Source organism: Pseudomonas migulae, assembly GCF_043225285.1.
GTDB classification, from domain to species: domain Bacteria; phylum Pseudomonadota; class Gammaproteobacteria; order Pseudomonadales; family Pseudomonadaceae; genus Aquipseudomonas; species Aquipseudomonas migulae_C.
Map to the genome: position 1 here is coordinate 3,829,974 of NZ_CP171224.1, position 14,735 is coordinate 3,844,708.

The 14,735-nt window shown below is 60.0% G+C and carries 10 protein-coding genes; 1 reads left to right on the top strand and 9 read right to left on the bottom strand.

The window, feature by feature from the left end; all coding sequences use genetic code 11:
• Positions 1 to 153 precede the first annotated feature (153 nt).
• The 9 genes from ACF6ZU_RS17505 to yaaA all read right to left on the bottom strand — a co-directional run bounded on the left by ACF6ZU_RS17505 (position 154) and on the right by yaaA (position 13,124).
• Positions 154 to 1,278 carry a mannuronate-specific alginate lyase gene (locus ACF6ZU_RS17505; protein WP_392885468.1) on the bottom strand — a complete coding sequence of 375 codons (1,125 nt, stop codon included), beginning with the start codon at positions 1,276 to 1,278 and terminating at the stop codon, positions 154 to 156.
• Between the two features lie 7 nt (positions 1,279 to 1,285).
• Positions 1,286 to 2,734 carry an alginate O-acetyltransferase gene (locus tag ACF6ZU_RS17510; protein WP_392885469.1) on the bottom strand — a complete coding sequence of 483 codons (1,449 nt, stop codon included), beginning with the start codon at positions 2,732 to 2,734 and terminating at the stop codon, positions 1,286 to 1,288.
• 10 nt (positions 2,735 to 2,744) lie between these two features.
• Positions 2,745 to 4,316, bottom strand: coding sequence for a mannuronan 5-epimerase AlgG (algG, locus tag ACF6ZU_RS17515; protein WP_392885470.1), 1,572 nt, complete (start codon positions 4,314 to 4,316; stop codon positions 2,745 to 2,747).
• Between the two features lie 26 nt (positions 4,317 to 4,342).
• Positions 4,343 to 5,827, bottom strand: a complete 1,485-nt coding sequence (locus tag ACF6ZU_RS17520) for an alginate export family protein (protein ID WP_392885472.1) — start codon at positions 5,825 to 5,827, stop codon at positions 4,343 to 4,345.
• Positions 5,824 to 7,326 carry an alginate biosynthesis TPR repeat lipoprotein AlgK gene (algK, locus tag ACF6ZU_RS17525; RefSeq protein WP_392885473.1) on the bottom strand — a complete coding sequence of 501 codons (1,503 nt, stop codon included), beginning with the start codon at positions 7,324 to 7,326 and terminating at the stop codon, positions 5,824 to 5,826. The genes ACF6ZU_RS17520 and algK overlap by 4 nt, the downstream gene beginning before the upstream one ends.
• A gap of 15 nt (positions 7,327 to 7,341) precedes the next feature.
• The gene (locus tag ACF6ZU_RS17530) at positions 7,342 to 8,511 is read right to left on the bottom strand and encodes a PilZ domain-containing protein (RefSeq protein ID WP_392885475.1); all 1,170 of its coding nucleotides are present in this window, start codon (positions 8,509 to 8,511) and stop codon (positions 7,342 to 7,344) included.
• A 36-nt stretch (positions 8,512 to 8,547) separates the two neighbouring features.
• Complete coding sequence (gene alg8, locus ACF6ZU_RS17535; RefSeq protein ID WP_392885477.1) at positions 8,548 to 10,029, bottom strand: mannuronan synthase; 1,482 nt, start codon at positions 10,027 to 10,029, stop codon at positions 8,548 to 8,550.
• A gap of 175 nt (positions 10,030 to 10,204) precedes the next feature.
• Entirely contained in the window at positions 10,205 to 11,521 is a 1,317-nt protein-coding gene (locus tag ACF6ZU_RS17540) for a nucleotide sugar dehydrogenase (protein ID WP_392885478.1), read from the bottom strand.
• A gap of 823 nt (positions 11,522 to 12,344) precedes the next feature.
• Positions 12,345 to 13,124: a peroxide stress protein YaaA gene (gene yaaA / locus ACF6ZU_RS17545; protein WP_150631903.1), complete on the bottom strand. Its 780-nt coding sequence runs from the start codon at positions 13,122 to 13,124 to the stop codon at positions 12,345 to 12,347.
• A gap of 264 nt (positions 13,125 to 13,388) precedes the next feature.
• Between yaaA and ACF6ZU_RS17550 the strand changes: the two genes are divergently transcribed.
• On the top strand, positions 13,389 to 14,513 hold the full coding sequence (locus tag ACF6ZU_RS17550) for a polysaccharide deacetylase family protein (protein ID WP_392885480.1): 1,125 nt from the start codon (positions 13,389 to 13,391) through the stop codon (positions 14,511 to 14,513).
• Positions 14,514 to 14,735 lie beyond the last annotated feature (222 nt).

Sequence of the window (14,735 nt, forward strand, 5' to 3'; positions counted from 1 at the left end):
AAAAACCGGGGGGACAACTCACAAAACTCAAACTCGACACCGACCTCTGTGGGAGCGAGCCTGCTCGCGATGGCGGTGTGTCAGTCGACATCTTTGTTGGATGTCAGATTGCAATCGCGAGCAGGCTCGCTCCCACAGGATTTGTGTCTGTTCTCAGGAGCCTTTGTTGCCTTTCTCGTTCGCCGGGTCGTAGACCTTGGTCAGGTCACCCCCGAGGCGGAAGGTCTTGAACGGCTGCATTCCGTGCTTTTTCTCAAGCACATCCGGCGAGCAGGTGTAGAGCGAGCAGAACGGTTCGAGCCAGGCGAATTTCGAATCGACCTTGAGGTCGGTCATGTCCTGGTCCTTGCCGTTTTTCTTCTCGAATTCGTCCGGGTCTTTAACCCCGGCGAGCACTCGATCACCCAGGCGTTTCAGCGCGCCGTTGTTTTCCTGGCGCAGGTCCACACCGTTGACCTGAGCAAAACTGGCGATCATCGCCAGCGGCGGCAACGCGTAGTTGTGGTAGGCGAGGGCGCGTTGCTGGCGCTTCAGTTCGTTCGGCAGGTAGCCGTCGGCGTCGACCTGATTGGCGCCGACCTTGTATTCCTTCACGGCCCAGTCGAACAGGTCGCGGCGGTTGGTCGCGACGGACGTTGCCATCACCGACCAGGCGGCCCAGTACGAGTGGTTGTTGGTTTTTTCCAGCGGCAGGTTGTCCCAGTCGCTGACCACCTGGTCGGCCATTTTGCTGAACCAGGCTTCGATCAACTGCGACTCTTGCTGATGGTTGGCCAGCGGATGCGAGTCGGAGAACTTCAGGCGAATGTACGAAGACGCCATGCTGCCCAGTGCCCATTTGCGCATGGACTTGCCGGTGTGGTTGAAGTCCTTGGACATCAGCGCGTCGGCCTTGGCCCAGGCGGTCAACCAGTTCAGGGTGCATTCGAGCTGTTCCGGACGACCGTCACGCATGAACTGCATCACGCGTTTGCTGGTGCCGCGCTCGAGTTTGGTGATGTCGGCGGTGCTGTCGCGGAAGGCTTTTTCCGACTGCACGTTCAGGGTCGAACGGGCCTTGTCGGAGCCTTCGTACTTGCTGCGAAATTGCAGCGAGCCGGTGTACGGCGTCGGCATCGCGTCGCAGCTGTCAGCCTTGTCGCCGGTCTTGAGTTTTTCGATCGGCGCGAAGTAACCCTGGGGCGGACGCAGTGGCGCGGCGGCCTGCGTGGCGCCGGCGAACATCGCCAGGGTCAGCAGGGAAGGCGCGAGAAATCTTTTCAAAGTTCGGGTTTGCATATGAACCTCATTGCCCGGCTTGGGCGGTCTTTAGCCCAGCGCCCGGGAATACGTTACGTTTGCAGATTTTCGCTTCGACCTTCTGTGGCGCGGCACCTGCTTCAGGGCCCTGAACTTCGACGGCCAGCAGATTCTGCGAGGCCCAGTCTTCGTCCGTGCGCAACTCGAAGGCGAAACGCCCGTCGGTGTCGGAGGTTTCCGGTTTTTCGATCTTGATGTCCTCGTGGCGACCGTTCATGTACCAGAGGGTGGCTTGCAGGGTTTTCACCGACGGATCGGCGAAGCGGATGTCGACCTGGTGACTGCTGTTCTGCAGGTTCAGGTTGTTGCTGTTGACCATCAGTTCGTTTTTGCCCGGCTTCAATGTTTTGCTGCCGGTCATTTGTGCATCCTTGCCTTCGCAACCGTTGTCCAGCAGCGCCATCATCTGGCGGTAGATGGTTTCCTGGTCGAGGCGGTAGAGCGGCGAGAATTCCCAGATCAGGATCTTCGGCGGCTTGGTCTGGAACTCTTCGCTGCCCAGGTACTGCAGCATCGAACCTTCCAGGCCACCGCCGGGGAACGCCACGTTGAGGATGTCGGCGCCGATGGCCTCTTCGAGGAAACCGGCGAAGTTGTAGTTCTTGCCACTGTGGCTGGTGCCGACCAGGGTGATTTCCGGGTTGCCGGAGTCGCCGAACAGATCGCCATCCGCCGCTTCGCCCTTCGGCTCGGTGGTGAATTGATCCATGTACTGGATCGCGTAGCTGGTGCCACAGAGTTGACCGGCCATGTTGTGCAATGTTCCGGTCTTGCCCATGCGACCCGACTTGTGGCTCTCGAATTCGCGCTTCGGAATCCCGGCAAATTCAGGCAGTTGCTTGATTTTCTCGCCGACGATTTTCGCCGTGCGCTGGGCGCCATACGGCGTCCAGTGCTGGTCGCCGCGGAAGTAGAAGTCGTGGGCGGGCAGGGTGTCGGGCAGCGATTCGTTGGTCAGCGGCGACAGGTCCGGCACCACATAACCCATGGCGGCGAAACGGCCGAGCATGGTTTTGTAGTTCTTCAGTGCCTTGTCGAAATCGAATTTGGCCTTGTCTTCCGGATTGAGCTTGTTGCGGTTCACCAGGCCACGGGTCGGCTGATAGACAACAACGAGTTCCACGCCTTTGCTCTTGAACGCATCGTGCAGTTCTTTCATGCGTTTGTAGCCGGCCGGCGTGGTGTCGAATTCGGTGCGCAAATCTTCCTGGGTACGGAACAGCCAGTCGCCCTGAGCCTGCACCAGCGTGGTGAAGTTCTGCTGATAACGCGTGGTGTAGTTCTTCGCGTCGTGGGCTTCGGGGCACAGGTTGCAGCACGGTTCGGCGTTGAAGCTCGGTGCCTGGACTTCGTCGGCGCGAGCGCCGGTGCTGGCCGCGAGAATGCCGGCGGTCAGGGCCGACAGGCTGAGTAATTTGATCAAGTGTGGGTGCATAAAATTATCCTCAGTCCCGCATTTCGGTCTGGCGTTCGACAGGGTCGATCAGCACGGCTTTCTGCTGGCGCACCAGCAGGTCGAGAATTTCATCCTGACGCTCGCCCAGGATCCCGTTGAAGCTGATGCCGCTGGATTTGGTCGGGGCGAGCATGGACACGCGATACAGCTCGACGCTCAGCGGCGAGTCGATGGACAGCGGGCCGCTGCCATTGCCGGCCAGTTCGCCGCCGACGATGATCAGCGACACCTGTGCGTCGAACGGGTCGAGCTTGATGTCACGGTCGGTGTCGCTCAGGTCCTTGATGTGGCCGTACACGCCGGTCAGGCCGTTGGCCATGGCGAGGTTTTCGTAGAGGCGGATGTTCACGCTGTTACGAATACGAATGCCGTGGCGACGGTTGCTGATCACCTTGTTGGCCCACAACAGGTTGTCGGCACTCTCGTAGAGGGTGATGCCGTCGGTGTGGTTCTTGTAGATCTCGTTGTAGGCAATGATGTTGTTGACGCTGTTCCGGTCGATCACCAGGCCCGACAACTTGTTGTCGTAGCTGCGGTTGTTGAAGATGAAACTGTCGTTGACCTCACGGGAAATAATGATCCCGTGCTTCTTCTTGGTCCCGTGGACGGTGTTGTCGGCGATGATCAGACCGTGCGAACGGTCATGGGGGTCGATGCCGTAGACGATGTTGTCTTTGTAGGTGTTGCCCTTGACCACGAAGTCGCGGGTTTCGTAGCAGTAGAAGCCGTACCACATGTCCGAGAACTCGGAACCGATGATCCAGCCGCTCGGCTCGGGACGCTTGAGCACCTTGGCCATGTTCGGCGTGTACTGGGAAATACTCACGCCGTAGGACTTACTGTTGGCGTAGCCGAAACTGGCCATCTTGCTGTTGGCGATGTAGGTCTGGGTGCCGCCCCAGGCCAGCAGGAACGGGCGGAATTCCTTCGGCGACTTGAAGGTCGCCGGGCCGTTGTCCTTCTCGCGCCAGCCGGTGATCTTGGTGTCACGCACAAACAGCTGGCCGTCGTTCACCAGGAACGAACCGGCTTCCTGGGACAGACGCAATTCCTGGGTCTGCTTGTCGATTTCGAGGATGCCTTTCTCGCCGACCACGATCGGCAACTTCGCCAGGAACACGCCCGGCGAGGTTTCGCTGAAGTACTGCTTGGGCAGTTTCTTCGCCAGGTCCTTGAGGTTCATGTAGCCGTCGTCGATGAAGATCGCCTGCGGGATACCGTGCTGACGCACCACCCACTCGGCCATCTTGTTGTCGCCGCCGATGAAGTCCTTCAGCGCGTTCTCCTGCATCATCCGGCGCACGCTGATTTTGCCGGCCTTGGTGCGCACGATTTTCGCGGCGACGGCTTCGGCGGTGTAGCCGGAGGTGTCCGGCAGTTCGGGTTTCGGTATGTCCAGCGGCGCGGTCGGCGCGCTGCTGACGGTGTAGGTCTTGGCCTGTTGCAGTTCCTTGGCCACGGTGACCGGCTTGGCCGGTTCCACGTTGGCGAAGGCGGCCGAGCTGGCCAGCAGCATCGCGCCGGCCAGCACGCTCAATGAGCCTCTCTTCGGACTGTTCATGTCAGGAACTCCCTTAGCGGTTTGCATCAGAAGCGCCAGATCACGTCGATGAACGCGCGGTGCATGTACGAGTCGACTTCTTTGCCGTAGGCATCGCCTGGCTTGAATACACCGCCACGCAAGCGCACCAGGGCCGACGGTTCGTCGATCGACTGGCTCAGCGCAGCAGGCAACAGGCCTTGCTTGAAGTACTTGGTGACCACAAGGTCCATTTCCTGGCCGAGGTCTTTGTTGCCATCTTCCAGCGGCAGGGAGGTGCTGGAGAGAATCGCGCCGGTCGGATCGGTGTCGTTCTCGACGGCGTTGATGCCGTTGCTGCCGACCGGCTTGTTGCCGTCGACACGCCAGAATTTGTGGTAGATCAGGCTGGCGTCGTATTCGTCGTTGAGCATCCACGAACCGAACAACGTCGCGGTTTGCATGTTGTTCATTTCGCCACGGAAGGCTTCGCCGAAACGGTGCACTCGCGAACGCGTACCGGTGTAGTTCGAGCGGTTGCTTTCCAGGCCGTTCTGTTCGTAATCACCGCTGGCGCGGGCATAGGCCGCACCGACTTGCCATTGCGGATCGAGGCGCAGGCGCACGCCGACATCCGTGGCCCAGCCGTTGAGGTCTTCACCGCGCTTGGCTTCGGTCGGACGCGTACCGTCGGCGTTGAGCTGATTCACCGTGTCGGTGTCGCCGCTCATGCCGGTGATGCTGCCCCAGTAATTGACGGTGTTGGTGTTGCGATAGTTGTAGGCGTCGCTGTCGGCGGTGAGGCCGAGCCAGCTGATGTCGCCGTTCTGTTTCTTGTCCAGCGAGTCGCCGGCCACGCCCGGTTCCGGGTAGTCGAGCTTGCCGTCATCGTGGGTGTGGTGACCGCGAATGCCGACCCAGTTGCCCGGCGTCCACTGATACGCCGCGTCGGCGTAGACGTGCAGGCGATCCTTGTCTTTCGGGGCGAGTTCTTTCAGGTCGGTGCGGTATTCGCTGAAGCGTTCGGCGACGCCGACGTTGGCGCGCAACAGGGTGGTGTCGAAGGTCCAGTTCAGGGCTTCGATGTTGGTGTCGCGCCATTGGCCATCGTCGTTGCGCAGGCGTTGGCGACCCAGCTTCAACTGCTCGCCCGGGTATGGCGTGAGGCCGCTGTACCCGACCCAGAATTCGCGCATCGCCAGGTAGTTTTTCTTGGTCTTGCGATCACCGTTGTCGGTGGTCTGGGTGCCGTCGCTGTCGGACTGCTGCAAGGTGTCGGTTTCGATGATGTCGGTGGACGTCACCGCCTGACCCATGGCGTAGGCGCTCCACGCGCCGCTTTCGCCATAGACCCAAGGACGCAGGTCGAGGCCTACGCCGTTGACGTCGCCACCGCTGGCGGTGCCGAGGTCACGATCGTCTTCGGACTGGCCGGTAACTTTCACTTCGAGGCCGAAATTCTTGGCGTCGGTCAATGCCGCGAGGGTCGGGCACGACCACAGCAAGGCGCAGGTCAGGCCAATACCGGCCTTCACGAATGGATTCAACTTCATAGGGATTCCTCGCCGTCTTCTTCTTGCAGGGCATGCAGTTCCAGCGTGTTCTGGCTCAAGGCTCCGCGAACGGCCTGTTCTTGTTTCAACAGGCGTTGGGCCTCGGCGAGCTGGGCAGGCGGCAGTTGGGCTTCGAGTGTTTGCGCAAGCTCGGTGGCTTGCGGGGTGTTCTGGGCCTTGGCCAATTGGCTGAAGACATAAGCGTTCAGCGGATTGGGCTTGGTGCCCTTGCCTTGGGAAAACAGCTGGGCGATGGCGAAGTCGGCACTGTTCTGGCCGTTGCGCGCAGCGGTCAGCAGGTGATCAAGGGCTTTTTGCGAATAGACCTTGCCCAGGTAACCGCGGCGGTAGATCTGGCCGAGGTAGTAATCGGCGGCGACTTCCTTGCCGACGGCTTTCTGGAAATGCGCTTCGGCAACTTTGGCGTCGGCCGGCACCCATTTGCCTTCGTAGTAGAGCTTGCCGAGCAACAGTTCAGCGCGCGGCTGGTCTGCAGCGCGACCGTTCTCCAGGTACTTCATCATCGTGTCGACGTCGCCGAGTTCCGGGAAGTCGTAGAGCAATTGCGCGAGGCTGACCCAGGAAGCGGGGTAGCCGGGGGCGATGTCTTCGAGCAGCGACTGAGCGGTTTTTTCGTCGGTCTTGCCCAGGCTCGCATCGCCCAATACACGGGCAACGCTGTCAACGCGCTGGGCGGACACGGTGCCGCGGGTATGCGCGGCCTGCATCTGCTTGATCAGCTCGGCTTGTTGCTCTGGTTTGGCCTGTTTCTGGTAAACCGTGGCCAGTTCGACGTAGCAAATGTCGGTGGTGTTCAGCGCGGCTTTGCAGATGGTCGCGACTTCGTCCAGGTGCTGGTCGTAAGTGCCCTGGGTGCGATACAGCAGCACCTGGGCCAGGCCGGCTTCCGGTTTGCCTTCGGCGCGCCATTGGCTGATCTGCTGTTGCGCGTTGACGTTCGGGAAACTGTGCGGGTATTGCAGGTACAGCATGGCCAGCGGGATCAGTGTGTTGCCTTCGCCATTGGCCGCGGCTTTTTTCAACAGTGTTTCGGCTTCGTGCTGTTCGGCTTCGGTGGAGCCGGGTTTGGCCACCAACAGGCGACCCAGGCGAGCCTGGGCCCGTGGCGAAACGTCGGCCGCGGCGCGGTAAGTCGCCTCGGCCTGCTTGATCTGCGCCGGGTCGCGACTGTCGACCTGGATATCGGCCAGACCCACTTGGGCCTCGCTGTAACCGAGGTCGGCGAGTTGCTTGTAGTTCTGCTGCGCCAGCGCGGTGTCGCCGCGTTTCAGGGCTTCATTCGCCAGGCGCTGGTCGGGCAGGCCGGCGCAACCGGCGAGGCTGACTGCCAAAGCAACAGCACACACCGCGCCCATGTAGGAGTGAGCCTGCTCGCGATGCTGGCAACTCGGTACATCAGACAGACCGCGCTGATCCCATCGCGAGCAGGCTCGCTCCCACAGGGTCTGCGGAGTGTTGAGGATTTTTATGATGGTCACAGGCATGTCCTCCGCTTACAGGCCAGAAGCCATGGCTTTATCGATCAGCCAGTTCAGGTTCGGGCCACGGTCGCTGTTCACTTCAACCGGGCGACCGGCGAACTTGCTGTCCAGCGGCTCGTCCGGCTGGATCAGCACGCGGATGTCGGACGACAGGTCGGCGCTTTTCAGGCTGGTGCTGCTGACGATCTTGCCGGTGCGGGATTTGTCTTCGCCGGCAATCTGGAAGTTGACGCTGGTGCCTGGACGCACGTCGCCGAACTGGCGATAGGAGAAGCGCGCTTCGACGTTGGCTTCGCTGTTGCGCGGCACCAGCTGGAAGATCACATCGCCCTTGCTGGCGTACTGGCCGTCGGCGACCAGTTGCTGCGCCACGGTGCAATCGCACGGCGAGGTCAGGGTGCCGGTCATTTGCTTGCCGAACAGTTCTTCAACCTTGGCCGGTTGCAGTTGATTGTCGTCAAGATGGCCCTTGAGCACGTCGAGCATGCTGGTGCTGAAGGTCGCCAGCGGCGCGCCTTTGGCGGCGACGCCGTCTGCCTTGATCAGGCTCTGCACGGTGCCGTCGCGCGGCATGGTGATGTTCATCCCCGGCACGCTGACCAGACCGGCCTGGGCGTGGCTGACGAAGTACATGCCGTACACCGATTTGAAAATGAAACCGAATGCCGCGAGGCCGACGAGGAAAATCGCCAGGCTGAAGGTCACGGCGCGCAGACGACCGAACGCGCTCATTCCGCTGCCGCCGTCCTTTTGCTTGCGCGCCTTGGTGAAGTTGTCGCGCTGCAGGGTCGCCAGCACTTCACCCATGCTGACGATGTCGCCGGCCAGGTGCGAAGTGATCAGGTGACGCAGGGTCGAGATGTCTTGCTGTTCCAGGTTCTGGAACTGGCAACCGACGCGGCCGGTCTGGCGATCGTAGGAACGCACTTGCAGTTCGACGTCCATGGCCAGGCCGAGGTTGTCGATGACGAACTGCAGGCGAGCCTTGTACACGTCGCCGTTCTTCAGGGGCAGTTGGCCGGCGTTGAACGCCAGGCCACCGGCGGAGAGGTCGATCACTCGCGCTTCGACCGGGGTACGGTCCGGACCGAAGAAGCGCAGCTTGGCCGGAATTTTCACTCGGGCGTGTTGGCGCTGGGCTTCGGATTCATGCACTACGTTGGCGTTGACGGCGGTATTCATAGGGGCGATTTCCTGGTTAATTCAATAAGGGGGCGGTCAGACCATCATCAGCAGCACGGCGACAAAGATGCTGCCGGCGGAGAAGGTCATGGTCCGAGACGACCAGGTGTTGAACCAACGTTGAAAGCTGGCGAGATCACGGGTCAGGGAAGTGGGCTGGCGAGTCCAGGACTGTTGGTCGAGGCGGAAGAACACGTAGATCTTCACCAGCGCGCCGACGATCTGGTTGTAATAGAGAATCGCCGGGTAAGCCGGGCCGATCCGGTGACCGGAGCAGGACAGCAGCAGGGTCAGGATCAGGCGGGTGATGCCAATCCACAGCAGGTAAACGAGGATGAACGCGGTGCCGTACTTGAACGACGCGATGAGCGCGACGGTCAGGCCCAGCAAGGACGTCCACATCGACACGCGCTGATCGAACAGCACCACCGAAGTGAACAGGCCGAGGCGTTTCATCCCCAGGCCCAGGGCGCGGGAGTTCTGGCGCAGGTTGTTGCCGTACCAGCGGAACATCAGTTTGCGGCTGGCCTTGATGAAGCTCTTTTCCGGCGGGTGTTCCACGGTGTGGATCGCCGCGTCCGGCACGTAGAACGTGTCGTAGCCCAGGCGCATCAGGCTGAACCAGCTCGACTTGTCGTCACCGGTGAGGAACTTGAAGCGGCCCAGGCGCCAGTGTTGCAGCGAGTCGCTTTCCACGTCGGCGATGAAGTCCGGGTTGGTGACCACGGTGGCGCGGAACACCGACATGCGGCCGGTCATGGTCAGGACGCGCTTGGACAAGGCCATCGAGCACATGTTGATGTGGCGCTGGGCGAAACGCAGCTTGTGCCATTCGCTCATGATGTAGCCGCCGCGCACTTCGCAGAACTCGTTGGTGGTCAGGCCGCCGACGTTGCCGAACAGCTGGAACCACGGCACGGTCTTGAGCACGACGCCTTCGGCGAGCACGGTGTCGCCATCGATCACCGCGACAACGGCACGGTCGTCCGGCAGGTGACGGGAGATGGCGCGGAAACCGTAGGCCAGGCCGTCACGCTTGCCGGTGCCGGGAATGCGCACGAAGTCGAGCTTGACGCGCTCCGGTGGATTCATCTTGGTCCAGAGGCTTTTCACCAGCTTCTCATCGGACATTTCCACGATGGAGCAGACCATGGTGGTCGGCAGGCCGCAGTCGATCGCTTCGCGGATCACCGAGGCGTAGACCTGGGCGGTGGTCAGCGCGTCGATACGGAAACTGGTGACCATCAGGAACACGTGGGACGGGTCTGCCGCTTTACCGAGCTTGCGCACTTTGCGCCGCAGGTGCGGGTAGACCACGTACAGAAACAGCATGCCGCGCAGGAAGTGCGTGGCACCCATCGAGTAGCGCCAGATACCGACGATACCGATCAGGAAAATGAAGTCCTTCGACTCGGAGTCGAACGTGGACACAGGCAACGCCATGGCGATGCCCATCAAAATACTTAAGTAAAACAGCCAACCGGCGGCCTGGAGTAGGCCGTGCTTTAGCCTGTGCATAATCTGCATCCGTCTCGATCTCGGGCGAGCCTGTTGGGTGGCCCGATGGGGTTAAGGCAGGCGTAAATGCCGAAGGTTGCGGCGTCCTTGCGGGCGCCTTCGCCGGTAAGCCGGCTCCAGTTTTTGTAGGAGCCGGCTTGCTGGCGATCAGCGCGAAGCGCTTACAACCCGCCGGTTACCAGCAGATGCCTTCAGTCCGGCCACTCACGCTGGTGGCTTTGGACATGAAGCCGACCAGGTCGATCACTTGCTTGCCGTGCGGAGCGTTCTGCGCCAGGGCGCGGAATTTCTCGTCACGGTTGCCGAGGATGATCACGTCGGAGTTGTTGATCACTTCGTCGAAGTCGGAGTTGAGCAAGGACGAGACGTGAGGAATCTTCGATTCGATGTAGTCCTTGTTCGCGCCGTGAACACGGGCGTATTCGACGTTGGCGTCGTAGATGCTCAGGTCGTAGCCTTTGCCGATCAGCATTTCTGCCAGATCAACCAGCGGGCTTTCGCGCAGGTCATCGGTGCCGGCCTTGAAGCTCAGGCCCAGCAGGGCGACTTTTCGTTTGTCGTGGCTGGAAACGATGTCGAAGGCGTTCTGCACCTGGGACTCGTTACTGCGCATCAGCGAGCTCAGCAGCGGCGATTCCACGTCCAGGGAACCGGCGCGGTAGGTCAGGGCGCGCACGTCTTTCGGCAGGCACGAACCGCCGAAGGCGAAACCTGGGCGCATGTAGTACTGGGACAGGTTCAGCGTCTTGTCCTGGCAGACCACTTCCATCACTTCACGACCATCGACGCCGCACGCCTTGGCGATGTTGCCGATCTCGTTGGCGAAGGTCACCTTGGTGGCGTGCCACACGTTGCAGGTGTACTTGATCATCTCGGCAACGGCGATGTCCTTGCGGATGATCGGCGCGTCGAGCTCTTCGTACAGCGATTGCAGAACGTCGCCGGACGCCTTGTCGAACTCACCGATAACGGTCATCGGTGGCAGGTCGTAGTCGGCGATCGCGGTGCTTTCACGCAGGAACTCAGGGTTAACGGCGACGCCGAAATCAACACCGGCTTTCTTGCCGGAGCAGTCTTCGAGAATCGGGATGACAACGTTTGCGACGGTGCCCGGCAAAACGGTGCTGCGCACCACGATGGTGTGGCGGGTGGTCTTGTCACGCAGGACAAAACCGATCTCGCGGCATACCGCTTCGATGTAGTTCAGTTCCAGATCGCCGTTCTTCTTGCTCGGCGTACCGACGCAGATCATCGACAGGTCGGTGTCACGAATCGCCTCGGCGAAGTTGGTCGTGCCGCGCAGTTTGCCAGTCTCGATGCCCTTGGCCAGCAGTTCGCCCAGACCCGGTTCAACGATCGGCGATTTGCCGGAATTGATCATGTCGATCTTATCCTTGGCAACATCGACGCCAACCACGTCATGGCCCCGTGCAGACAGGCAACCGGCACACACTGCACCGACGTAACCCAAACCAAATATGCTGATGCGCATCGCATTTACCTCTCGTTAACTAGACTGTTTTCACAAGCCATTAGATGGCCGGAGTTAATGGTGTTCAGCGGTCATAGTGCACTCGGAAGTGCGGCGATCAGGCGCCACAATGCCGTGTACAGGCATACTAAGTTCCGAGTGTCTAAATAAGTGCACTCAAGGTGTGCGCAACTAGGCCTTATTATTATGACTTGCCCTGTTATGCAGCCGAGTCCTCGGGTAGAGGTGCTTCGTGCAAAAGTCTTGCGCGCTCAATGCCAGGCCGGAAGCCCGTAAATCAAGCGGTTGGGTGCTCAGGTGAGCACGTTTATAGGGGCGCAGCCTTGGCCGTGTAGGGGATAGTAATGATGCGTTATCTCCTGTCCTTCATATGTTGCCCAAATCAGGGATTATGTAGCCGGAGTTAATGTGACAACTTCGCTACGTGATCTCTTCTCTGCGTAAGTTATCTCGTACATGTTCAGAGATAATCGTTACCGGTGGTATGAGCTACGCATTTGGACATAGTTCCGGTCCGCCCATCGCGATTTTTGAAATTTCTTGAAATATTGAGAAAGATGGCACTACTTTCAAATTGATGGCACTTGCTGTTTCACCCTTGTTACACGGGGTGATAACCGCAGGCGATAGTTTTGTGCCACTACCGATAAAAATTTTCAGTGCCACTACTGAAAAAAATGCAGCAAGTCGAGTGAAACTAAAGTTAGAAAAATGACTGCTGTTATTTTGGCGCCGGAATATTGGCGATTGGGGCGGGGAATTGTTGGACGATCAGGCTGTGGCGCACGACGGGGATTTTGCTGTCGTGCGCCGATCCGGTGCGTTATTCGGGTGCGTGATCGCGAAGAAACACCAGGTTGTCCGGTTTCGACTGTTCCGCGCTGTACCGATAGCCTTGAACGTCGAATTGCTTGAGGGCGGCCGGGTCGTTGATGCGTTCTTCGATGACGAAGCGGCTCATCATGCCCCGGGCCTTTTTCGCGTAGAAACTGATGATCTTGTACTGGCCGTTTTTCAGGTCCTTGAAATCGGTGTTGATGATGCGAGCGTTCAGGGCACTGCGTTTCACCGCCGAGAAATACTCGTTGGACGCCAGGTTCAGCAGCACGTCATCGCCTTGATCGGCCAGCGCTTCGTTCAACCATTCGCTGATCCGCGTGCCCCAGAAGGCATACAGGTCCTTGCCGCGGGCGTTGGGCAATTTGGTGCCCATTTCCAGGCGGTATGGCTGCATCAGGTCCAGCGGACGCAGCAGCCCATACAGGCCGGAGAGCATGCGCAGGTGCTGTTGCGCGTAATCGAAATCGGCTTCGCTGAAGGTCTGGGCGTTGAGGCCGGTATAAACGTCGCCCTTGAAGGCCAGCAGGGCCTGCTTGGCGTTTTCCGGGGTGAACGCCGGGGTCCAACTGCCGAAACGCGCGGCGTTGAGCCCGCCGATCTTGTCGGAGACGTGCATCAGCTCGCTGATCTGCGCCGGCGTCAGGTCGCGCAACTGCAGGATCAGCTCCTGGGAATGGTCGAGGTACTGCGGCTGGGTAAAGCGCTGGGTCGCCGGCGGTGTTTCGTAGTCGAGGGTCTTGGCGGGGGAAATCACCATCAGCATGAAGTCGTCTCCTTTAATCGTGGGGCGATTCTAGGGGGTTGGCCTCAATGACTCCAGCTATCAAGTCCATAGGTGATGATCGGTGACCACGATCCCCCTGTAGGAGCGGGCCTGCTCGCGAAAGCGGTATATCAGTCGGCATCACCGGTAACAGACATACCGTTTTCGCGAGCAGGCTCGCTCCTACAGGTATTCGGCGGTGCTGCGGGAATAGGGGCGGGATCAGCTATAGTGCCGCGCGGGTTTTGTTATGGAGACATCCCATTGCGTATCGTTCTTCTATTATCGGTCTGGCTGTTGAGTTTCGGTGCCCTGGCGGCGCCGGGCGATGTGGCGACGCTCGACCGCACCACTTGGCCTGAGCAGCTGAGCAACCCGACGCTGTTCGATGTCGCGTCCCGGGCAGAGATCCTGATGTTCGCGCGCGTGCTGCTGGCCAGCGAATCGCTGGACGAAGCCAGCCTGGCCCAGCGCCTGGGCTTGCGCACCATCAACCTGGACTCGGTCAACCACCTGCGGCAGCGCATGTGGCAACAGTTGCTGGCCAACTACAACTTCGCCCAGCAGAGCTGTGATCAGGATGCTTCCTGGTGTTATCTGGTGGAGGACATGGCCACCTTGCGCGAGCAAGCCGCCAAGTTCCAGGTCAGTGCCGACAGCTACTACATCAAGTGGGCCGAGCCGAGCCGGCTGTTCCATGCGCAGTACCTTGACGAGCAATTGCGCAAGGCCGCGCTGTTTCCGCAAACCAGCAGCGAGATCGATCGCTTTGGCGACTATGAGCGCAACGGCGAGCAGATGCATGACCGGCTGTTCCTGCTGACCTTCGACAGCGCAGCCAATGCCGCGCCGGACAACACGGCGTGGGTTGCCGAGTACCTGCGCAAGGCCAACATGACCGGCACGTTCTTCGTCCTCGGCAAAGACATCCAGGCGCGTCTGGCTGACCGTTCCGTGGCCAGCCTGCAAGCCACTTACTCGACGCAATGCATCGGCGTGCAAGGCTGGGAATTCCGTTCCCACAGCCACTGGCAGGACTGGCAGGATTCGGTGCGACGCAGCGCCGAACTGGTCAAAAGCAAACTGCCGGAGAACTATGTGCCGCTGTTCCGTCCGCCCGATGGCCAGCGCCGTTCGGACGCGGAAGGCTTTTTCAGATCCCAGGGCCTGCAAGTGGCGCTGTGGGACATCGATGCCCAGGACGGCGCCGGCAAACTCAAGGGCAATCAGAGCGCACAGCGCGTCCTGACCCTGATGCTGCTGTGGCGGCACGGGGTGATCAATTTCAACGTCAAGCAGGACGGGGTGAAAACGGCGCTTCCCTGGCTTGTCACGCAAACGGCGCCCGCCGGGATCGGTTGGGAAGACTGTCAGGACGCGTTTCGCTGAAAAGGGCGAAAGCCCGTATTCATTGGGGTTGGGGCGAATCAGGAAGGAATTTCGGTGCAGGCGGACTTCCGACTTTAACGGGGTGATGGCAGTCCGCCAAGTGTTATTGGTCACTCTGAAAAATAAACTTCAAAAAAGCGTCAAAGTACTTTTTTCTGTCACGGGTTTTGGAGTATTACGAAGACAGACCGCCGAAACCTGCAACACAGGTGGCGTCTCCCA